The sequence below is a fragment of the Rhodococcus sp. AC861 genome (genome assembly GCF_979256035.1).
In genome coordinates this window covers 218605-239789 of record NZ_CEEDMW010000004.1, presented here as the reverse complement: position 1 = coordinate 239789, position 21185 = coordinate 218605, and the positions used below count along the sequence as shown (strand labels likewise).

General features: G+C 67.7%; 22 protein-coding genes. 16 read left to right on the top strand and 6 right to left on the bottom strand.

Annotated elements, in window-relative coordinates; genetic code table 11:
• Nucleotides 1–3 precede the first annotated feature (3 nt).
• The 8 genes from AC0IX4_RS14590 (at nucleotide 4) to AC0IX4_RS14555 (ending at nucleotide 9906) form a co-directional block, all read left to right on the top strand.
• On the top strand, nucleotides 4–1365 hold the full coding sequence (locus AC0IX4_RS14590; RefSeq protein WP_471829593.1) for an O-antigen ligase family protein: 1362 nt from the start codon (nucleotides 4–6) through the stop codon (nucleotides 1363–1365).
• On the top strand, nucleotides 1275–2327 hold the full coding sequence (locus AC0IX4_RS14585) for a glycosyltransferase family 4 protein (RefSeq protein ID WP_042574746.1): 1053 nt from the start codon (nucleotides 1275–1277) through the stop codon (nucleotides 2325–2327). Before AC0IX4_RS14590 ends, AC0IX4_RS14585 begins: the two co-directional genes overlap by 91 nt.
• The gene (locus tag AC0IX4_RS14580) at nucleotides 2327–3799 is read left to right on the top strand and encodes a flippase (protein WP_042574797.1); all 1473 of its coding nucleotides are present in this window, start codon (nucleotides 2327–2329) and stop codon (nucleotides 3797–3799) included. The genes AC0IX4_RS14585 and AC0IX4_RS14580 overlap by 1 nt, the downstream gene beginning before the upstream one ends.
• Nucleotides 3796–4869 (top strand): glycosyltransferase family 4 protein, encoded by a 1074-nt coding sequence (locus AC0IX4_RS14575; protein WP_471829591.1) that lies wholly within the window; start codon nucleotides 3796–3798, stop codon nucleotides 4867–4869. Before AC0IX4_RS14580 ends, AC0IX4_RS14575 begins: the two co-directional genes overlap by 4 nt.
• Before the next feature lie 211 nt (nucleotides 4870–5080).
• A complete protein-coding gene (locus tag AC0IX4_RS14570) occupies nucleotides 5081–6376 on the top strand; it encodes a hypothetical protein (RefSeq protein WP_471829590.1) in 1296 nt (431 codons plus the stop codon).
• Nucleotides 6363–7475 carry a glycosyltransferase gene (locus AC0IX4_RS14565; protein ID WP_471829589.1) on the top strand — a complete coding sequence of 371 codons (1113 nt, stop codon included), beginning with the start codon at nucleotides 6363–6365 and terminating at the stop codon, nucleotides 7473–7475. Before AC0IX4_RS14570 ends, AC0IX4_RS14565 begins: the two co-directional genes overlap by 14 nt.
• Nucleotides 7462–8730, top strand: coding sequence for a hypothetical protein (locus tag AC0IX4_RS14560; protein ID WP_471829587.1), 1269 nt, complete (start codon nucleotides 7462–7464; stop codon nucleotides 8728–8730). Before AC0IX4_RS14565 ends, AC0IX4_RS14560 begins: the two co-directional genes overlap by 14 nt.
• A 6-nt stretch (nucleotides 8731–8736) precedes the next feature.
• Entirely contained in the window at nucleotides 8737–9906 is a 1170-nt protein-coding gene (locus tag AC0IX4_RS14555) for a lipase family protein (protein ID WP_056070128.1), read from the top strand.
• A gap of 4 nt (nucleotides 9907–9910) precedes the next feature.
• On the opposite strand, the gene zwf is transcribed toward AC0IX4_RS14555, so the two are convergent.
• The gene (gene zwf / locus AC0IX4_RS14550) at nucleotides 9911–11356 is read right to left on the bottom strand and encodes a glucose-6-phosphate dehydrogenase (protein ID WP_056070130.1); all 1446 of its coding nucleotides are present in this window, start codon (nucleotides 11354–11356) and stop codon (nucleotides 9911–9913) included.
• A gap of 123 nt (nucleotides 11357–11479) precedes the next feature.
• Between zwf and AC0IX4_RS14545 the strand changes: the two genes are divergently transcribed.
• The 3 genes from AC0IX4_RS14545 to AC0IX4_RS14535 all read left to right on the top strand — a co-directional run bounded on the left by AC0IX4_RS14545 (nucleotide 11480) and on the right by AC0IX4_RS14535 (nucleotide 15780).
• Nucleotides 11480–12718, top strand: coding sequence for a L,D-transpeptidase (locus tag AC0IX4_RS14545; protein ID WP_471829585.1), 1239 nt, complete (start codon nucleotides 11480–11482; stop codon nucleotides 12716–12718).
• A 156-nt stretch (nucleotides 12719–12874) separates the two neighbouring features.
• A complete protein-coding gene (locus AC0IX4_RS14540) occupies nucleotides 12875–15256 on the top strand; it encodes an ATP-binding protein (RefSeq protein ID WP_471829583.1) in 2382 nt (793 codons plus the stop codon).
• 11 nt (nucleotides 15257–15267) lie between these two features.
• Nucleotides 15268–15780, top strand: coding sequence for a DnaJ family domain-containing protein (locus AC0IX4_RS14535; RefSeq protein WP_471829582.1), 513 nt, complete (start codon nucleotides 15268–15270; stop codon nucleotides 15778–15780).
• Here the strand turns inward: AC0IX4_RS14535 and AC0IX4_RS14530 are convergent.
• Genes AC0IX4_RS14530 through mrf form a run of 5 tightly spaced genes read right to left on the bottom strand, consistent with a single transcriptional unit; the run spans nucleotide 15701 to nucleotide 19093 of the window.
• The gene (locus tag AC0IX4_RS14530; RefSeq protein WP_042575323.1) at nucleotides 15701–16870 is read right to left on the bottom strand and encodes a cation:proton antiporter; all 1170 of its coding nucleotides are present in this window, start codon (nucleotides 16868–16870) and stop codon (nucleotides 15701–15703) included. The genes AC0IX4_RS14535 and AC0IX4_RS14530 overlap by 80 nt on opposite strands.
• Before the next feature lie 3 nt (nucleotides 16871–16873).
• Nucleotides 16874–17353 (bottom strand): cation:proton antiporter regulatory subunit, encoded by a 480-nt coding sequence (locus tag AC0IX4_RS14525; protein WP_042575324.1) that lies wholly within the window; start codon nucleotides 17351–17353, stop codon nucleotides 16874–16876.
• 25 nt (nucleotides 17354–17378) lie between these two features.
• Nucleotides 17379–17552, bottom strand: coding sequence for a 50S ribosomal protein L32 (gene rpmF, locus AC0IX4_RS14520; protein WP_471829581.1), 174 nt, complete (start codon nucleotides 17550–17552; stop codon nucleotides 17379–17381).
• Nucleotides 17553–17555: 3 nt separating this feature from the next.
• A complete protein-coding gene (locus tag AC0IX4_RS14515) occupies nucleotides 17556–17828 on the bottom strand; it encodes a type B 50S ribosomal protein L31 (RefSeq protein WP_471829579.1) in 273 nt (90 codons plus the stop codon).
• Nucleotides 17825–19093, bottom strand: coding sequence for a ribosome hibernation factor-recruiting GTPase MRF (gene mrf, locus AC0IX4_RS14510; RefSeq protein WP_471829578.1), 1269 nt, complete (start codon nucleotides 19091–19093; stop codon nucleotides 17825–17827). The genes AC0IX4_RS14515 and mrf overlap by 4 nt, the downstream gene beginning before the upstream one ends.
• A gap of 128 nt (nucleotides 19094–19221) precedes the next feature.
• On the opposite strand from mrf, the gene rpmB reads away from it, so the two are divergent.
• Genes rpmB through AC0IX4_RS14485 form a run of 5 tightly spaced genes read left to right on the top strand, consistent with a single transcriptional unit; the run spans nucleotide 19222 to nucleotide 21162 of the window.
• Nucleotides 19222–19458: a 50S ribosomal protein L28 gene (rpmB, locus tag AC0IX4_RS14505; RefSeq protein WP_042575328.1), complete on the top strand. Its 237-nt coding sequence runs from the start codon at nucleotides 19222–19224 to the stop codon at nucleotides 19456–19458.
• Between the two features lies 1 nt (nucleotide 19459).
• A complete protein-coding gene (gene rpmG / locus AC0IX4_RS14500) occupies nucleotides 19460–19630 on the top strand; it encodes a 50S ribosomal protein L33 (protein ID WP_042575329.1) in 171 nt (56 codons plus the stop codon).
• Nucleotides 19630–19935, top strand: coding sequence for a 30S ribosomal protein S14 (gene rpsN / locus AC0IX4_RS14495; protein WP_042575330.1), 306 nt, complete (start codon nucleotides 19630–19632; stop codon nucleotides 19933–19935). The genes rpmG and rpsN overlap by 1 nt, the downstream gene beginning before the upstream one ends.
• 15 nt (nucleotides 19936–19950) lie before the next feature.
• Nucleotides 19951–20205, top strand: a complete 255-nt coding sequence (gene rpsR / locus AC0IX4_RS14490; RefSeq protein ID WP_042575331.1) for a 30S ribosomal protein S18 — start codon at nucleotides 19951–19953, stop codon at nucleotides 20203–20205.
• A 30-nt stretch (nucleotides 20206–20235) separates the two neighbouring features.
• Nucleotides 20236–21162 (top strand): AEC family transporter, encoded by a 927-nt coding sequence (locus tag AC0IX4_RS14485; RefSeq protein WP_471829575.1) that lies wholly within the window; start codon nucleotides 20236–20238, stop codon nucleotides 21160–21162.
• Nucleotides 21163–21185 lie beyond the last annotated feature (23 nt).

Genomic DNA, 21185 nt, shown 5'->3' with positions numbered 1-21185 from the left:
CCGATGATCGTCGTCGAGGCCTTCGCCGCAGCGCTCGTTCTCCTCGCCGCGTTCCTCGTCGCGCGAGCGGTCTTCTATCGCCCGCAGGTCGGTGTGCTCGTGCTGGCCGCGTTCGTGCCGCTGAACGGTCTCCTAGCCATCCTTCCGCTGCCGGGCATCGTGGCCGGGTGGAAGGAAGGTCTGGTGATCTTCACGCTCGGATCCGCGTACATCCGTCGCAGCCGGGCACGATCCGGGCGCGCGCCGACCTTGTTGATGCCGTGGTGGCCGGCGGCTGCGCTGTTCGTCGTGTTCGGCGTCGCGTCGGCGCTGCTGTCCTTCGGCGTCATCGGCACCGTGGGCATCAAGGTGACGTTCTTCTACCTGCTGCTCGTCGCGACCCTGTGGCTCGCACCGTTCGACGCCCGCGATCGCGATCACCTGGTCACCGTCCTGATGGGAATGGGCGCCTTCACCTCGCTCGTCGGACTCGCCCAGTTGGCCGTCGGTCCCGCTGTCCTGGTGTCGCTGGGCTACGAGTACGGAACCCAGGTGCGCACCTCCGGCGGCCTGCTGCGCACGTTCAGCACGTTCAACCTCCCGTTCCCGTTCGGTCTGTACGTGATGTTGTCGCTGCTGGTCGGAGGGGCTGTCGCACTGGCGGATCCCGGGCGACGACGGAACCTTCTGTTCCTGTGCGCGAGCCCGTTCATGGTGATCGCGATGTCCAGTGCGATCGTGCGCGCGGCGCTGCTCGGCCTCGCCGTCGGACTGATCTACATGGCGATCATCCGCTTCCGCGCTCTCGGCGGACTTCTCGTGATCGTCGCCGCCCTCGTCGGTGCGATCCTCCCGTTCGTCCCCAAGATCACCTCGGTCTTCTTCTCCTCCAGCAGCCTGAACGAACGCGGTGGCCGCTGGAACGAAGTGATCGAGAAAGTGAAGACCCACCCGTTCGGAGAGGGGCTGGGGTCCAGCGGCGCTGCCGCCGACCGGATCTCGACAGCTCAGGGCACGACGTTCTCCGGACTGTCCACCAATTACCAGCCCGACAACTACTACGTGAAGACAGCTCTCGAACTGGGCCCCATCGGACTCTGGGCCGTGCTGGCGCTGTTGATCACAGCGCTGCTCTGGTGCACCCGACTGTCCCGGGCACTGCCCGGGCAGGACGGCGCACTCTCGCTCGGGGTGGGGGCCTCGATCGTCGCCGCGATGTTCGCGTCGCTCGTGGCCACCTATTTCGAGATCTTTCCTATCGACGTGTATTTCTGGCTTCTGTTAGGAGTAGTGGGATGCGCAGCAGCACAACACGGATCGTCTTCGGGGCCCTCGCCCTCCGACCGGGAGGCAGCGGTGTCCAGACATACATCCGCGAGCTCCTGAACGAGCTTCCCCAGCATCTGTCGGGGACCGACCTCGCCGCGGTCGTGCAGAAGGACGCCGTCGGCGAGCTTCCCCGCGCGGTGCGGCCGATGGTCAGACCGGTGTCGGGCGGGGCTGTGCGCGCGGTACTCGGCGCGTTGCCGGTCGGCTCGCACGACGTGGTGCACGGCCTGGATGTCGACCTCCCGTTGATCTCTCGGGGCGCGACAGTTGCGACCGTGCACGACATCTCGGTCATCGACATGCCGTCGGCATCGAGTCGGTTCCGCGCGGCCGGCGAGCAACGGTTGGTGCGGCGATCGCTGCGGACGGCCGATCTCCTCATCGCGGTGTCCCGGTTCACGGCCGATCGCATCAAGGCCGTCAGCGGCCGCGACGCCGCGGTGGTCGAACTCGCCCCGGCAGCATGGGCGACGCCGCCCGACGAGAACGCCGTCGAGGCGGTGCGGGCCAAGTACTCGCTACCCGACACGTTCGTCATGCAGGTGGGCACCGTGGAGCCACGCAAGAACGTCCAGTTGGTCGCCGACGCCGCCGAGGCGCTCGGTGTTCCGTGCCTTCTCGCCGGTGCAGGGTCGACCGGTCCATCCGCTCCCCGCTATGCGACTGGCCTCGGGTACGTCGACGTCGAGGACCTCCCCGCCCTCTACTCGGCCGCCACCATCACCGCGTACGCCTCGCGCTACGAGGGGTTCGGACTGCCTCCTGTCGAAGCGATGGCCTGCGGCGGCGCCGTCGTGGCCAGCGCGGTGGGAGCGCTCCCCGAAGTGGTGGGCAAGGGCGCGGTGCTGCTGGACGACGAACGCGTCGAGTCCTGGGTGGACGCATTCCGACCCCTGCTGTTCGACGCCGCCGCTCGTGAGGACCTCGTCGCCCAAGCGCTGCATGCGATGGCGGACCTCACGTGGGCGCGGACGGCCGAGCGCACCGCGGCGGCCTACCGCGCGGCCGGACTTCTCTGATGGACGACGACATCGTCGGCGACGGTTCGGAGCCTGCCGCACCCGACTATCGGGCTCTGGCCGCCGACCCCAAGGCCGCGGCGCGCGCGACGATCGCCGTGTTGGCGTCGCGAGTGATCGTCGCCGGCCTGGGATGGGTCGGCAGCGTCATCGTCGCCCGCTCACTGAGCCCGGAGGGATGGGGCCAGTTCAGCTTCGTCTTCGCGCTCCTGGGCCTGATGTCGGTGGTGACCGATCTCGGGGTGGGGCGTGTGGTCCTGGCTCGCCTGATGGACGACGACGCCGACGAGATCGGCCGCACCGCATCGTCGTTCCTGGCGTTACGGACGGTTCTCGGTGTCGTCGGGTACGTCCTCGCCGTCGGCTACGTGCTGATCCTGCAGTACCCCGGTGAGGTCGTTCTCGCGACGGCGCTGGGCGGACTGGTGGTCGTCTTCGCGACGCCGTCCCACGCGTTGTCGGTGTTGTTCCAGGCTCGGCATCGAATGCTGCTCGTCGCGGTCGTCGAGAGTCTGGGCCAGGTCCTGCAACTCGTCCTGACGATCCTGGCCGCGGTGTTCGCACCGGTGCTGCTGATCTTCGTGCTACCCGCGGTGGCGAACGAGGCGTTCCGCGCCGTCGGCAAGGGTCTGGCCGTCCGGCGACGCTCGGTGGGGCTACGCCCGTCGCGGCACATCGACGTCAGCAGGTGGGGGGCGTATCTGCGCGAGGCCGTCCCGCTGGCCATCGGCTTCGCGTTGACCATCGCCATGCTCAAGATCGACGTCCTGATGCTGAGTCTGCTGGACACGTTCGACGCTGTCGGCCTGTACTCCATCGGCTACAAGTTCTCGGACATGATGGACACGATCGCGCTGGCCGCCGTGGCGCCGGTGAGCACGTTGCTGGTGGCGGCGTGGCCGAACGAACTCTCGGTGTTCCGGGCTCGATCCCGTTCCGCGGGAATCTACTTCGCGACGTTCGGTGCCGTCGCGGTCGCGGGATTCTGGCCGTCGGCCGAACCGCTGATCCGCCTGCTCTACGGGGAGCGGTTCACGGCCGGTTCCGACGCGGCCCGATTGTTGGTGCTCGGCGCCGCCCTGATGTCACTGATCCTGCTGGGCATCTTCCTGCTCGCATCCGCAGGAATGCAGCGGCACTATCCGGTGGTCGCTCTGTTCGGCCTCGCGCTCAACATCGCGCTCAACATCGTGCTGATCCCCCACCTGTCCTACAACGGTTCCGCGATCGCGACCGTCGTCACCTTCGCGGTGACGGTGGTGATGCTCTGGATCGTCATCGAGCGCAGCATGCCCATGTCGGGACTGTTGGCCGTGATGCCCGTTCTCTCGCTGGCCGTCGTCACCGCGGCGGTCACGGCGGTCGCCACGCTGGCTGTCGATGCCGCGCCCGCGTTGTGGTTCCTCGTGTCCGTCGTCGCCGCGGTCGTCGTCGGAGCAACCGGATTCGTGCTGTCGAGGAGGGACTCGTGAACACCGTCTTCGTCGGCCACACCTCGAACATCTCGGGCGCGGAGAAGATGCTCCTCGCCGTCGTCGGAGAAGCCGTGCGGTCCGGCGCGGCGGTGACCGTCGTGTGCCCGGAAGGTCGGCTGGCGCAGGCGCTCCCGGCGGAGGCGCAGCATGTGGCGATTCCCGAGTTGGGTCTCGGCGGTGAGCAGGGACCGGCTCGGATCCTGGCCGCGGCACGGATGGCGGCGCGGTGGGTGTCGGCGGCCCGGACCATCCGCTCGTTGTCGCGACGCCCCGGCACCGCCACCGTCGTGAACTCTCTGTTCGCCCTTCCCGCGGCGCAACTCGCCCGACCCCCGCGCGGCGTGTCCTGGCTCGTCCACGACGCCGTCGCCAGCGGTCGGCAACGCGCCGTCGTCTCGATCAGTCGACGCGTGGTGCGACGCGCGGTCGCGTGCACGGAGGCGGCAGCCGCTCCGGTCCGCGACCTCGGCCTGGCCGCCGAGGTGGTGCCGTACGGCGTGCCGTGGCCGGTGGAGGACTACTTCGCGGCGACGCGGACTCCACCGGTGGTGGGCATGCTGGCACTGCTGACTCCCTGGAAGGGCCACCTCGTCCTTCTCGACGCGATCGCCCGACTCGACGGCGTGGACGTGGAACTGGCCGGTGGAAACTTCTCCGGAGACCAGGACTATGTCGACGAACTCCGCGCTCGCGCAGAACGTCCGGACCTCGCGGGACGGGTGCGTTTCCTCGGCCACGTGGATCCCGACGCGGTTCTGCGTCGATGGGACGTCGTCGTGTCCTCCAGTGTGCTTCCCGAGGCCGGCCCCCTGTCGGTTCTCGAAGCGATGTCGCACGGGCTTCCCGTCGTCGCGTCGGATCACGGCGGGCCGACCGAGTTCCTCGCTCACGGAGAAGGAATCCTGGTGCCTGCGGGCGACTCCGGCGCCCTGGCCGACGCGCTGCGCACTCTCCTCGGTGACGACTCCACACGCGCCGAGATGGGGCGACGCGCCCGAGCGACCGTCGCGGCGCGCCACGACAGCGCCGTGACACTTCCGGCGCTGTATTCCGAGCTGATCGCGTGAGCGCCGCAGAAATGGCTCGCATCGACCATTCTCTGGCGCGCCACAATGGGCGTCGGGACGGTTTGGAGGACAGAAACCGGCATTCCGGCAAGAGGGTGACACACCACCTCTCGGCATTACCCGGGGTGCACCGCGACCTGCGTATCATCGAATGGGACATGTCGATCCGCGACATTGTGCGCGTTCGCACGAGCGATTCGAGGAGATTCGGTTGGCTCCCGTAGACGACCCGGTGCACCGCGGTGACGTTCCCCCGCCGATCGACCTGGCGGGTCATATGCGTGAACTCGGCCGCGCATTCGTCCCAGCCCTTCTCGTGGCACTCCTCGTCGGAGCGGCAGTTTTCGGCCTCCGCGAGTTCATGACCGAGAAGCAGTACTCGGCGACCGTGGTCACCGAGATCGAACCGGCCGGCGAGATCGTGCCCGGCGACGCGTTCATCGAGCAGCTCCGTGCGCCGTTCATCGGCCTCGCGGCCGACAACGACGTGCTCGAGCAGGTGCTGGCACAGGTGGACACGGGGTGGGATGCGGGCACGCTCGCCTCGCATCTGGAACTGACACCGGGGACCTCGCCCGCGCTGCTCGACTTCACCGTCACCGCCGACTCACCCGAACAGGCCCTGCAGTTGGTCCGCACGACGGTGGCCACCGTGTCGCAGGCGTCGTCGGCCACGGCGGCACGCAACGCGCAGGGTCAGCTCGAGCAGATCCAGGGCGCCATCGCCGCCGAGGAAGCGCGCAACGCTCAGCTGATTCCCGGCGATCCGGCGCGCACCGCCTCCGACCAGTCGCTGTCGGACCTCAGAACCCAGTTGACGCAACTGCAGTCGACCGGAGGCGGTGACCAACTCGTCGTTCTCGCCGTCCCGGAACAGAGCACCGCCCCCGTCTCCCCCAAGCCCGTGTCCGAGGCGTCGGTGGCCGCGCTGCTCGCGTTGATCGTCGCGGCCGAAGTGATCGTCCTGCTGCGTAGCCGGCTGGGCCGCACACCCAGCCGCGCGTGGGCTCGGCGCATCTCGCGGAAATACGGTGCCGAGTTCGACCCGACCGTGACCACCGGTCTACCGCCCGTGGTCGCTGCCTCGGTCGCCGCGTCGGAACGCGGTGCCGCACCGAACTCCACGGGCTCCGTCGGCGCCCGCCACGCCGCGAACCGCGGACGCACCGAACAGAACGTCCTGGTGCTCGTCGGCGACGACGCCGTCTACCCGGCGCCCACCGCGACGTCACCCGGCGGGCAACCCCGTCACCCCGACGCATTGGTCGGCGCCGACCTCGCCAGCGAGTGGTGGACGTTCATCGACGTGCACGACGTCGAGACGGCGGTGGTGTTGCTGTCCTCCAAGGGGCGTGACCGCAAGACCGCCGAGGCCGCACTTCGGCGCCTGCGCGCTTTCGGACTCCGTACCCACCTCGTGGTACAACCGTCCGGACGTCGGCGCCCGTCCGAACCGGTCATCCAACGACGCCCCGACAAGCAGGTCGAGAACAATGCCAGACACTGACAAGATCGCCATCGTCCACGAGCGGTTCACCGAGGTCGCCGGCTCGGAACACGTCGTCGAGCAACTCGCCCTGCAGTGGCCGGGTGCGCAGGTGTACGCCCCGATCGCCCGACCGGAGGGAACTCCCGCCGGTCTGACGACTCCCCCGCACACGACGTGGCTCAATTCCGTCTACAACGGCATCGGTCAGCGCTCGTACGCTCCCGTGCTTCCCCTGATGCCCAGCGCTTTCCGTCGTCTTCCGCTCCGGGATGCGGAGGCCGTCGTGGTCAGCCATCACGCGTTCGCGACGCAAGCCGTCCATGCCACCGACGCACCCGTCATCGCCTACGTGCACAGCCCCGCACGGTGGGCGTGGGATCCGGAACTGCGGGCCGGAGAAGGTGGCGGCCGCGCAGGCGCTGCGATACTCACGGCACTCTCCGCGGTGGCACGTCGGTGCGAAACGGGCGCCGCCCCCCGCTTGACGACGGTCGTCGCCAACTCGACCGCTGTCGCGGAACGCATTTCGCAGTGGTGGGGGCGTGACGACGCGGTGGTGGTGCATCCGCCGGTGGACACGGAAGGTTTCACACCCGACCCGACGGTGGAACGCGAGGACTTCTTCCTGCTCGCCGGCCGCCTGGTTCCGTACAAGCGACCCGACATCGCGATCCGCGCCGCGGCTCGCGCCGACGTTCCGCTGATCGTCGCCGGCGACGGCCGTGCGATGGAGCAGTGCCGCGCCCTCGCCGGTCCGAAAACCGTGTTCCTCGGTCGCGTGTCGCACGAGAAGCTTCTGCATCTTCACCGCACGGCGCGAGCACTGCTCATGCCCGGCATCGAGGATTTCGGCATCGTCCCCGTGGAATCCATGGCGACGGGCACGCCCGTCATCGCGCTCGGTGAGGGCGGCGCCGTCGACTCGGTCATCCACGGCACGACCGGTCTGCACATCTCCCCCGGTTCGGACGAGCACATCGTCGCCGGCTTCGCCGACGCGATGTCGTCCTTCGACCCGAACCAGTTCGACCGCACCGAGATCCGCGTGTGGGCAGAAGGGTTCTCCCGAGCGAACTTCCGTGCCCGGATGCAGGAGGTGATCGATGCCGCAACGTGATTCCGGCAGCACGTACGCGTCCACGGAGTTGGACCGAACCTTCGCGCCGGCACAGACACTCGCCGTGATCGGCCCCGTCGAGGGTCTCGACGAGGATGCCGTGCGAGCGATGTTGACCGCTGCGGAGACGGCGTCACCGACGTCCCGCATCCGCGTCGATGCGCGCGCGGACCGACGGCACTGGGATTATCGCGAGAACATCGCGTCGGGCACCGCCGTGACGTCCCGTCCGGACCTGGCGACCGACGATATCGGTGAACTCATGGACCGTGTCCGGACCCGTCCTGGCGAGCGCGCCCCCGTGGAAATCGTGCTGTGCGGCGACTACGTCGTCGTCCACTATTCGCACGGCGTCGGCGACGGTCAGATGGGCGTCACCATGGTCGGCGCCGCGGCGTCCGATCCCGGCCACGCGATGGCCGCCAGCATGGCCCCGTCACTCCCTCGGAACGCGACCTGGAGTGCCGTCCGTCGGCACTTCGGCTCCACACCCTCTGCGGCACGGGACTTCTGGCGCCTCCGCGCCCACCACAAGCGTCGGGACAGCGCACCGGCCACGCGCCGCATCGAGCACTGGGCCGAATTCAAGACCACTCGCGCCGCCTACATGGCTCCCGAGCAGGTCGCCGCGTTGCGAGCCTGGGGCAAGGAGCACGCTCCCGGCGCCACCAGTGCGTCGGTGTCCGTGGCACTCGTCGTCGCCGCGCTGCGCAGCGAGGGTGTGGATCTCGACGAGCACGTCATGATCCTGTTCAACTGCCGCCGGTACCTCGACGCGTCGCACCGGGCCGAGCATGGGAACTTCGCCATCGGCATCCCGGTGAAACTCCCGACCCTCCCCACTCCCGGCGACGTCGCGACGGTGATGAAGGAGGTCATCGATTCGGGATGGCCGATCGCCGTTCTCGCGCTCGCCGATGCCAAGGCCGCCGTGAAGGGCCACCGCACGTCCCCGCCGCCTCCGGCCGACGACGTGGTCGTGGTTCCGGAGCGTCCGCGACTCGCCGTCAGCGACCTGGGCACGCTCTCCCTCTACGACCACCTCACCTGGCGTGACGACGGTAGGCCCCGGCAGATGACCGCGGCGCTCGAACCCGACGGTCCCGACGGGATCTCGGTCCTGATCTCCCAGGTCCAGGGCGGCCGTTCGTATTCCGCCTCGTTCTGCGGCGGCATGATCGACGTCGCGGTCGTCGACAGAGCGCTGGCCCGAGCCTGCGCCGACCCGGTCGCCCTCCTCCGCGGTATCGAGTGATGCAGCATGGCCGCGTGCGGGAAGTCGTTCGCGGGCCTCGTGGCCGTCGTGCTGGCCTGCGCGGCATGTACGTCGGCACCGTCCGACGTTCCTGAGACACCGACGTCCGCCGCCCCCGGCACGTTGCTCGCGGACCCTGTCGACTTCACGGGCTACCCCGCGCTCGCATCGCTGACGTCCACGTCGGTGAGCGTGCTGTACGGATCGACGTCCGGAATCGACGGATCGACCACGGCCGTCAGTGGATTGGTGCTCGTACCCAAGGGTGAACCGCCGTCCGGAGGATGGCCCATCGTGTCCGTCGGACACGCGACGACGGGAACCGACACACGATGCGCTCCGTCACGTCGCATCGGACTGCTCGGATCGCTGACCACCGTGATCCCGTTCCTCGCCAATGGCTACGTCGTGGCGATGACCGACTACCAGGGCTTGGGGGCACCGGGCCCGCATCCGTATCTCGACTCCACGACTGCCGCATTCAATGTCATCGACATCGTCCGCGCCGCCCGTGAGGTGGAGCCGGCGACATCCGAGACCTGGGTGGGATACGGAGTGTCCCAAGGAGGTCAGGCGGTCTGGGCCGCGAACGAGCAGGCCGGTGACTACGGCGGCGGACTGCGGCTCGCAGGAACGATCAGCATGTCCCCCGCCACCGATCTCACGCCGGTCGTGTCCGCGATGGAGGAGGGCACGCTGACCCGCGAGCAGGTGATCCTGCTCCCGTCGGTGCTGAAGGGACTGTCCGTGGCGCATCCCGATCTGGTGACGAGCGACTATCTGCACGGGGAACTGTTCGATCGTCGCGACGTCTTCACGGCGTGCGAGGGAGAGAACAGCGGCCTCCAGAGCTCGATCGCCGAGAGCGTCACGCCCGCCGACTACGCCCCCGTCGATCGAGCTGCTGCAGATCGCCTGCGCGCGTGGCTGTCCGACGCGGGGGTGCCTCGCCGCGCCGCCACCGCACCGATGTTCGTCGGGTACGGCGACCTGGACACCCTCACGCTTCCGGCGTGGACGATCGACGCGGTTCGGCGCGCATGTGCACTCGGTGACACCGTCGAGCTACGTGAGGCAGCAGGGCAGGGCCACGGCATCCTCGACCTGGGAAGTGCACCCGCGGAATGGCTTCGGGGCCGCTACGCCGGCGAACCCGCACCCAGCACCTGCGGGTGAGCGGTCACTTCTTCTCGCGCCACTCCCTCTCGAACGGCAGGCGCCACGCGTCGGGGGCCACGAGCGAATGGATCGCGTTGGGACCCCACGATCCCGGCGCATACGTCCGCACCGGAGGCGGATCCGCGAGCAGAGGCGCCGACACCTCCCACAGGCGTTCGATGCCCTCGGAGGTGGTGAACAGAGTGTGGTCTCCGTGCATCGCGTCGAGGATCAGCCGTTCGTACGCCTCCAGAACGTCCGATGCACTCTCGGTTTCGTGCAGCGCGAACTGCATGCTGAGTTTGTCCAGACGCATCCCCGGGCCAGGACGCTTGCCGTAGAACGACAGCGACACCTTCGACGAGTCGGTCAAGTCGAACGTCAGGTGGTCCGGACCCTGAGCGCCGACACCCGATCCGGCCGGGAACATCGACTTGGGCGGCTCACGGAACGCGATCGAAATGATGCGCTGCCCCTCGGCCATCTTCTTGCCGGTGCGCAGGTAGAACGGCACGCCCGCCCACCGCCAGTTGTCGATGTGACACTTCAGCGCCACGAACGTGTCGGTGTCCGAATCCGGAGCGATCCCCTTCTCCTGCCGGTACCCCGAGTACTGCCCGCGCACCACCTCGCGCGGATCGATGGGCAGCATCGACCGGAAGACCTTGTTCTTCTCCTCCTTGATCGCGTCGGGCTCGAGCGCCGTCGGCGGTTCCATGGCGGTGAACGCCAGCACCTGGAACAGGTGCGTCACCACCATGTCCTTGAACGCACCCGTCGACTCGTAGAACCCGGCGCGCCCGTCGAGACCCAGCGTCTCCGGGATGTCGATCTGGACGTGCTGGATGAACGTCCTGTTCCAGATCGGTTCGAACAGTCCGTTGGCGAAGCGGAAGGCGAGAATGTTCTGCGCCGGTTCCTTGCCCAGGAAGTGGTCGATACGGAAGATCTGTTCCTCCGCGAAGGTTCGGTGCACCGCGGCGTTGAGGTCGATCGCGCTGGCGAGGTCGGTGCCGAACGGCTTCTCCATGATGATGCGAGACCGCTCCACCAGGGACGCGTCCGACAGCATGTCGATGACGGCCAGCGCAGCCGACGGCGGCACGGACAGGTAGTGCAGCCGCCTGGTTCCCTCGCCCAACTCCTTCTCCGCGTTCGCGACAGCATCGGAGAGGGCCTGTGGGCCGTCCGACTGCGAGACGTACGTGAGACGTTTCGCGAACGCCGCCCACTCCTCGTCCGACGGCGTCCTCGAGGAGAACTTCTCGACGGCGTCCTTGGCCATCGCACGGAACTCGTCGCTGGTCATCGCCTCGAGCGAGGTGCCGACGACGCGCATCCGCGGCGCGAGATCGGACAGCACCAGGTGCATCATGCCGGACAGGAGTTTGCGTTTCGCCAGATCACCGGTAGCGCCGAAGAGGACGACGACCTGGGGTGGCAGCGAGTCGGGGACCGATTTCGTCATGTCAGGATGCTTCCACCGAACCGGTCGGCGTGCTCGGCGAAACGCGGAGCGGCAGTGGCATGTCACCGTCTCGCGCTACCGTGGTGCCTACTCTTCCACTCCTCGACCGTCGGAGTTCCGCTCATGTCTCGCCGCCCCCCGTTCCGTACTGCCGTTCTGGCGTGCCTCGCACTCGTGATGCTGCTCGTGTCCGCGTGCACCATCGGTTCCGGCGGTGGCGACACCGGTGGCGCCGCGCCGGAGACGACGCAGGCTGCTCCCGCACCGACGGTGACGGTGGATCCGGCCGACGGCACAACCGACGTCAACCCGTTGGCGCCGATCAGCGTCGGCGCCACGAACGGAACCATCACCGCGGTGACGATGACGAACGCCGACGGCGTCGTCGTCGACGGGGTGATCACCCCCGACGGATCGACGTGGAAGCCCGCGACGACGCTCGGGTACGGCAAGTCGTACGAGCTGTCGATCGAGACGGCCGCCACCGACGGCGCGGCGCATCAGGAGACGAGTTCGTTCACCACGGTCGCGCCCGACAACTACACGCTCCCGTCGTTCGTCACCGCGGGCGGCAACCTGCTGACCGACGGCGGCACGTTCGGCGTCGGGATCGTGGCCGTCGTCCACTTCGACGAGCCCATCGGTGACCGCGCCGCCGCCGAGAAGACGTTGACCGTGCAGACCACGCCGGCCGTCACCGGCTCCTGGTACTGGGCCGACGATCAGAACGTCCACTGGCGGCCCGAGAACTACTACACCCCCGGAACCGCCGTCACGATCTCCGCGAAGGTCTACGGAGTGGAGGTCGGCGACGGCCTGTTCGGGCAGGAGGACGTCAGTACCTCCTTCACCATCGGCGACTCGCACGTCTCCGTTGCCGACGACAACACCAAGCAGGTCGAGGTCTACGAGAACGGGACACTGATCCGCACCATGCCCACCTCGATGGGTATGGGGGGCAGCGAGACCATCGGCGGTCAGACGTTGACCTTCTGGACGCAGCCCGGTGTGTACACCGTCCTGGACAAGGCGAATCCGGTGATCATGGATTCCTCGACGTACGGCTTGCCCGTCAATTCGCGGCTCGGCTACAAGGAGTCCATCAACTACGCGACCCGCATCAGCAACGACGGTATCTACCTGCACGAGCTCGAGGACACCGTCTGGGCGCAGGGCAACACCAACGTCTCGCACGGGTGTCTCAACCTCAGCCGTGCCAACGCGTCGTGGTTCTTCGATTTCTCGGTCCCCGGCGACGTGGTCGAGGTGCGCAACACCGGCGGCGCGCCGCTGCAGCAGTGGCAGAACGGCGACTGGAGCGTGCCGTGGTCGGAGTGGCTCGCCGGGAGTGCACTCGCCTGATCGGGCGTGCCTGAAGCGTCACATCTGTCAGCACCACCCCTCCGGCGCCTTTACACTGTACGAAGACGCGCCTCGTCTTCGAGTCGCACGCCAGAAAGGGCCCACGAGGAATGCTGGGGATGACGACAGCGCCACTCTCATGACACGCGCGACGCGATGACGACACGGGACGAACTGTTTCCCGGGTCGGACGCGACTTCCGTGGCACACCGTGAGTTCGACTGGTCGTCCACACCGCTCGGCCCCGTGGAGTCGTGGCCCACCGCATTGGTCACCGCGATCCGTACGGTTCTGCCGTCCCGCGTGGGCATGCTGATCTGGTGGGGCGACGACCTCGTCCAGATCTTCAACGAGGCCTACACGCCCATGGCGGGCGAACTGTTTCCCACGGCAGTGGGCCAACGAGCAGAGGACTGCTGGCGCATCGCCTGGGACTCCCTGGGGCCACTCGCGATGGAGGCTCTGGGCGGCACCGCGATCCACCGCACCGAGCAGCGCATCCTGCTGAACCGGTTCGGGTACGTGGAGGAAACGTTCTTCACCTTCTCCTACAGTCCGATCCTCGCCGAGGGTGGCGGAGTCGACGGTGTCTTCGTCGCCACGACCGACGTCACGCAGCAGGTACTGGCCGATCGACGAATGGCGGTCCTCCGCGATCTGGGAACGATGACCGTCGGCGCGAAGGGCATCGACGCCGTCTCCCGGGAGTCGCTGGATGTGCTCACCGGCAACACGGACATCCCGTTCGCCTCGATTCACCTCCACCAGGACGACGGCCTCGGACCGGCGTCGTTCAGACCTGTCGCCGTCACCACGACCACGACGACCGCAGCCGTCGATCCCGACGTGATGCTCCGAGTTGCGGCCGCAGGCGTGGCCGAGAACGTCGAGATGGGCGATCAGTCGGCCCTCGTGTTGCCGCTGCGCACATCGTCCGACGAATCGACGGGAGTCCTCGTCGCGGGCATCAGCGAGTTCCGCCGACTCGACGATCCCTACCGGGTGTTCCTCGACGTCGTCGCCGACCGGATCTCGACCGCCCTCACCGATGCGTACGCCTACGCTGCCGAAGTTCGTCGGGTGGCCGACCTCGAAGAGTTGGACACCGCGAAGACGAGGTTCTTCGAGAACGTCAGCCACGAATTCCGGACGCCGCTGACGCTGCTGCTCGGTCCGCTCGGGGAGGTGCTCGAGGATCAGCAGAACGCGCTGCCGTCGTCGCACCTGCGGTCTCTGCAGTCGGCTCGCCGCGCGGCCCTGCGACTCCAACGCCTGGTGGACACCCTCCTCGATGTCGCTCGCGGCGACGCCGGGGGCTTCGAGGTCACGCCCGAACCGACAGACATCGTCGCCCTGACCACGGAGTGCGTCTCGATGTTCCGGGACGCCACCGAGCGCTCCGGGGTGACCCTGAGCGTCGACGTCGACGGTGTGAGCGATCCGCACGTCGAGATCGACCGCACGATGTGGACCCACGTCGTCATGAATCTGATCTCGAATGCGGTCAAGTTCACCACCGAGGGGTCGATCACGGTGACGTTGTCCGCGTCCGACCGCGGTTTGACCGTGGCCGTCGCCGACACCGGACTCGGCATATCCGAGGCGGACCGACCCAAGGTGTTCGACCGCTTCTTCCAGGTCCCCAGCATCGACGGACGCAGTCGCGAGGGATCCGGAGTGGGTCTGTCGTTGGTGTCGGACCTGGTCTCCGCGATGGACGGCTCGATCACCGTCGACGGGAACTCCCCTCGCGGCTCGATCTTCACCGTCACCGTTCCCCTGGTTCCGTCCGCCGCACCCGCCGCCGTCGACGCCTCCACGCGGGAAGTCACCGCGGCGCTCGGCGCCGGCTACATCGGTGAGGCCGACATGTGGAGGCCGCTCGAGCCCCGCGCGAGCCAGCCGGCACCCGACCAGCGCCGAGTCGTTCTCGTCGAGGACAACGCCGACATGCGCGAATACCTGGTGGGACTGCTGACAGAACAGGAATGGCACGTCGCGGAGTTCGCCGACGTCGACTCGGCGATCGCGCATTCCCGGCAGAACCCGCCCGATGTCATCGTCAGCGACATCACGCTTCCCGGACGCAGCGGTCTGTCGTTGGTGGACGAGGCACGCTCCGACGGTCGATTGGTGCGGATTCCGATCGTCCTGCTCAGCGCACGTGCCGGGTCGACATCCATCGTGGAGGGCCTGCGCCTGGGCGCGGACGACTACGTGACCAAACCGTTCCAGCCGACGGAGCTGGTGGCGCGTATCAGGGTGCACCTGGAACTGGCGCGACTGCGCGAGCAGCTGCTCGGGCGGGCGGAGCGCGAAGTGTCCTCTCTGCGAACAGCTCTGGACAGCCGTAGCGTGCTGAGCCAGGCGGTGGGAGTGATGATGGTGACCGCGCGGATGACGCCCGAGGCGGCGTTCGACCACATCGCGACGCAGAGCCAGGCGGCCAACGTCAAGGCGCGGGTCATCGCCGAGAAGATCGTGGCGCAGTTCGTCGAGGACCTGGACAACGACTCGGACACCGCGACGGAGACCTAGGGGCCGCGAGAATGACGCAGCGCAAACCGTGGGACATCAGCGTTCAGACCTGGGTGGACCGACAGATCCGCGAGGCACAGGACAAGGGCGCGTTCGACGATCTGCCCGGCCTGGGCAAGCCCATCCCCCGGTCCTCGACCGACGAACTGTCGTGGGTGCGTGGGTATCTCGAGCGGGAGAATCTTCCCGGCGACGCGTTGCTCCCCACTCCGCTGCGACTGCGCAAGGAAGTCGAACGCCTCCCCGAGACGCTGCGGGACGTGCGCTCCGAAGAGCAGGTCCGCGCCGTCGTCAAGGACTTGAATGCTCGCATCATGGATTGGCTCCGCGCGCCTGTGGGACCTCAGGTTCCCATCGGACGTGTCGACGCCGACGAGACTGTCGAGCAGTGGGCCCGTGCACGGGACGAGCGTCGGCAGCGTCTGGCCGCCGCGAAAGCTGCGCTCAGCGAGCCCGTGCGTCCATCACCCGCTGAGTCACCGGCTCGACGACGCGGGCTGCGATGGGGCCGACGACGGCCATGATGAGCACGTAGGCCGTCGCCAGCGCGGCCAGTTCGTCCTCCACGGCCCCGGCCGCCACGGCCAGACCCGCGATGACGATGGAGAATTCGCCGCGCGCGATCAGCGCGGCGCCGGCACGCATCCGGCCGAGCTGCCCCACACCGATGCGGCGGGCGGCCCACGCTCCGGTCGCCACCTTCGTCGTGGCGGTGATGAGGGCCAGGACGATCGCGTACCCCAGCACGGGAGGGATGGATCGCGGATCGGTGTTGAACCCGAACACGACGAAGAAGACCGCGGCGAACAGGTCACGGAGCGGTTCGAGCACGCGCGTCGCCGCTTGCGCAGTGGACCCCGAGATCGCGATCCCCAGCAGGAACGCACCGACCGCCGCGGAGACCTGCATCGCCGACGCGACACCGGCCACCAGCAGTGCCGCGCCGAACACCTTCAGCAGCACCACCTCCCGGTCCTTGCTGTCGACGATGGCCGAGACCACCCAGCCGTAGCGCAGCGCGACCAGGAGCACCACGGTCACCACCAGCAGAGAGATGCCCACCGCTTCGGCTCCGCCGAGAAGGCTGACCCCGCCGAGCACAGCCGTGAGGATCGGTAGGTACAGCGCCATCATGAGGTCCTCGAACACCAGGATCGACAACACGACGGGCGTCTCGCGGTTACCCAGACGGCCCAGATCGCTCAGAACCTTCGCCACGATGCCCGACGAGGAGATGTAGGTGACGCCGCCGAGGACGATCGCCCCGATGAGACCCCACCCCAGGATCAGAGCGACCACGGCCCCCGGCACGAAGTTCAGCACCAGGTCGAGAAGACCTGCGGTCCAGGATCTCCGCAGACCGGTGACCAACTCGTTCGCCGTGTACTCGAGACCGAGGAGTAGAAGGAGCAGCACCACGCCGATCTCGCTGGCGAGGTGCGTGAAGTCGTCGATCCCGTCGAGCTCGACCAGTCCGCCGTTGCCGAAGGCCAGACCCGCGAGGAGATAGAACGGGATGGGCGACATCCCGATTCGCGACGCCAGCCGCGCCAGCAGCCCGAGTGCGAAGAAGACAGCACCCAACTCGGTGAGTTCGAGCGCTGTTTCTCCCACTCGTCAGCTGCCCAGGATCTTTGCTGCGTGATCGAGTCCGTCGCTGGTGCCGACGACGACCAGGAGATCGCCCGAGACCAGCGTGAAGTCCGGCGTCGGTGACGGCTGCACCTGACCGGCCCGCATGACGGCGACGATGGAGACACCGGTCTTCGTGCGCATCGCCGTGTCGCCCAGTTGCCGCCCGTCGAAACGGGAACCCTCGCGGATCGGCAACTGACGGGTCCTGATCCCCGGCAGATCGCGATGCTCCTCGCCCAGCTGCGCGACGAGCTGCGGCGTGCCCAGCAGGTTGCCCAGCGCCGCGGCTTCCTCGTTGCTCAGCGTGATCGAGGCCTGAGTCGAATCCGGGTCGTTCTTCTTCGACACGATGAGCTCGTTCGTGCCGTCCTTGCGCGTGATGACACCGATGCGTCGTCCGGTGGACAACGCGAAATCCTTGCGGACCCCGATGCCGGGGAGCAGGGTGACGTCGACGTTCATGCGGTGATGCTAACCCGGTATCCGCTCAGAGCGACTTCGGATCGAGAACGCCGAGCTGGACGGCCTTCACCAGCCGACGGGGCACCCTGTGCACGACTCCCGCCACCGTGACGGGCACCAGATCGGGCGGTGTGGCCTTCCACTGCGAGCGTCGGCTGCGCGTGTTCGACCGGGACATCTTCCGCTTCGGAACGGCCACGGCTCAGGCCTTCCCGGCTCGGGGCGATGCGTCTCGCTTGCCGTAGCGACGCTCGAACTTCTCCACGCGCCCCTGGGTGTCCATCACTCGCGCGGCCCCGGTCCAGAACGGGTGCGACTCGTTGGTGACGTCGACGACGATCAAGGGGTAGCTGTGTCCGTCGGTGTACTCGACCGTGCGGTCACTGGTGATCGTGGATCTGGTCAGGAACATCGATCCCGTGCCCGAGTCCTGGAAGACCACGGGGTGGTAGTCGGGATGTACGCCGTGCTTCATTCCGAAGCCTTTCTCTCTATGTCCGACACGGCATGGACGTCCGTGTCGCAGGGGTCCTGGTGGTACTGACCGAACGGGTCGGCCCAGGTAGGCCACCGCTCGGGGTGTCGCAGCTCGTCGTCGGTCAGCAGTGCGTCCGACAACGTCGCGTGGACGTGCTCGGGATCGGCCTCGTGGACGAGCACGACGAAGGACTGCGCGCGGTCACCGAAGTCGTCGTCCCATCCGAGTGCCGCGAGAGCCCGCCGCGCCGTCGGCACGTCCTCGTACTCGTCCGGCGTCATCGCCGCGAGCCACGATCCCGCCGAAGCGACCCGGAGTCCCCCGCCGGCCGATTCCAGCCACAACACGGAGTCTGGTTGGGTGGCCACCCACATCCGCCCACGCGTGGCGACGACGCCGTCGAGAAGTACGTCGATCGCCGCGTGCAGTCGACCGGGATGGAACGGGCGTCGATCCGAGAACTCCACGAGCGTGACGCCGCATTCGGACGACAGGGGAGGTTGACCGTCGAGCAACGGCGCATGCGCGTCGTCGACGGCGCCGCGACGAGCCGTCGCGGGAACGCGGGACAGGAGTCCGCGCGGCGTCTCCCCTCGCAGGATCCACACCGTCGGAGCCCGGGGAGAGAGTCGTTCGAGCACGGCGGCGAGTCGCGCCGCCTCCCATCGGTCGACCCCGGTGTCGGCGACGACCAGCAGGTCGGCGCTGCGGACGTTCCCCACCGCCACCTGCGCCACGGTGCGGTCGTCCAGCAGATCGACCGTCCCGTCGGGAAATGCGCGCTCGCCGACCAGCTCGTCACCCGTGGCATCCGACAACCAGGTAGCGCTGTCGACGCAGCCGATGACCGCCTCGATCCGCACGTCGTGCGACGCGGGTGCGTCGACGCGTCCCACCATGCCGGTGACGACGGTGTTCTCCACGGCCCAGCAGATCGCCTCGACGTCGAGTGACGGGTCTACTCGCACGACGATGCGGCGGACCGACGAATCGGTGGACGTCGACCGCAGCAGCGGCAGCAGATCCTCGCGCAGCAGGCACGACACACAGCACCCCAGCCCGGCGAGATCGACCACGCGGGTGGTCACTGCACCGTCGTCGCCCACTCGGTCGGTTCGGCGGCGGACGACACCGACGGATGCGTCCGAGAGGTCGTGATGCAGGACCAGCGTGCCCTCGTCGTGCAGCGACGCGGTCACTGCTGCTCCCGGGTCCGCCGGTCCGCACACCAGGACCAATGGAGTCCTTCTGTCGGTCGCCATGGTCAGCGATCCCCCTCACGTTCTTTTTCGACAATGATTTTCACTTACCGGCGTCCGAGCGTACAGTCCGACGCAGCGCTTGTCGAAAACGATTATCAACAAGGCGATTGCCAACAGGAAGGACCGCGATGTCCGCGCACTGCGATGTCACCGGCCGGGTACCGAGCTTCGGGAAGACCGTGTCGCATTCCCACCACCGCACGAGTCGGCGATGGGATCCCAACATCCAGAAGAAGACCTACTACGTGCCCAGCCTCGGTCGACGCGTCCGACTCACCGTGTCGGCGAAGGGCATCAAGACCATCGACCGTGACGGCATCGACTCGGTGATCACGCGGCTGCGCGCCGCAGGAAGGACGTTCTGACATGGCGTCGAAAAGCACCGATGTCCGGCCGATCGTGAAACTGAAGTCCACTGCCGGCACCGGCTACACCTACGTGACCCGCAAGAACCGTCGCAACGACCCCGACCGCCTCGTCCTGAAGAAGTACGACCCGGTCGTCCGACGACACGTCGATTTCCGGGAGGAACGCTGATGGCCAAGAAGTCGAAGATCGCGCGGAACGACCAGCGAGCCGTCGTCGTCGCTCGCTGGGCGAGCAGACGACACGAGCTGAAGGAGCTGATCCGTCGGCCCTCGACGAGCGCTGCGGACCGCGAAGCAGCCCTCCGGGCTCTCCAGCGTCTACCGCGCGATGCGAGTCCGGTAAGATTGCGCAATCGAGACGCTGCGGACGGACGACCGCGCGGGTATCTCCGGAAATTCGGACTGTCCCGCATCGGCGTTCGAGAACGAGCACATCGCGGGGAACTACCCGGCGTCCACAAGAGCAGCTGGTGAAAGAGTGGAGAGAACATGGCAGTGAAGAGGGCTCCGTCCAAGAAGGGCAAGGACGATGCGAATCGCAAGCCCAAGAAGAACCCGCTGATCGCGGCAGGTATCACCGAGGTCGACTACAAGGATGTGAACCTGCTCCGTCAGTTCATCTCCGACCGCGGCAAGATCCGTAGCCGTCGTGTCACCGGACTCACCCCGCAGCAGCAGCGTCAGGTCGCCACCGCCGTGCGCAACGCACGTGAGATGGCGCTCCTCCCGTTCACCACTCGCTGAGTGCAGGCCGGTAGGGGCTGAGGCCCTTCCGTGTCAGGAGTTCTCGCCGGATTCACCGTCATCTTCGTGGTCATCTTCATCGGCTACGTCGTCGCACGTACCCACGTGCTCGGTGAGTCCGGCGGTCTCGTTCTGGGGCGGATGGTGTTCTTCGTCGCCACACCCGCCCTGCTGTTCGACACTCTCGCGCGCGCCGACCTGTCGGTGATCTTCTCCCCCACCTTGGCCATCACCGCGGTGGGGGCATTGATCGTGGGCGCGATCTCTCTGATCATCGCTCTGACGGTGACCAAGCGCGGCCTCCCCGAGGCGACCATCGGCGCCCTCGCCGCGTCGTACGTCAATGCGGCGAACCTCGGCATACCCATCGCCGTGTACGTGCTGGGCGACGCCTCGTTCGTCGCGCCGCTGCTGCTGTTCCAGATCATGATCTATTCGCCGCTGGCGCTGACGGTTCTCGACGTGTCGACGTCGTCGAAGGACGCGTCGTTCCTCGGGATAGTCGCGGCGCCGTTCAAGAATCCGATCGTCCTCGCCGGATTGGCGGGCCTCGCCCTCGCGATCACCGGGTTCACACTTCCCGATCCCGTCATGCAGCCGTTCACGCTGCTCGGTGGCGCCAGCGTGCCGGGGGCACTGCTGGCGTTCGGGATGTCGCTGTACGGCGTCAAGGTCCTCGAACGTGGTGCCGGCCCTCGTCGGGACGTCGCCCTCGCGTCGTTCCTGAAGATGGCGGTCCTGCCGGTGCTGACCTACGCGCTGGCGCGATGGGGCTGGAACCTGGACGGGCACGACCTGTTCGCCGTCGTCGTGATCGCCGCTCTGCCCACCGCGCAGAACGTGTTCGTCTACGCCACCCGGTACGGCCGGGGCACAGTCCTGGCCCGTGACACGGCCTTCATCACCACGATCGTGTCCATCCCGGTCATCGCCGTCGTCGCCGCGCTGCTCGCCTAGTCCGGAAACCGCGCTACCGTGGA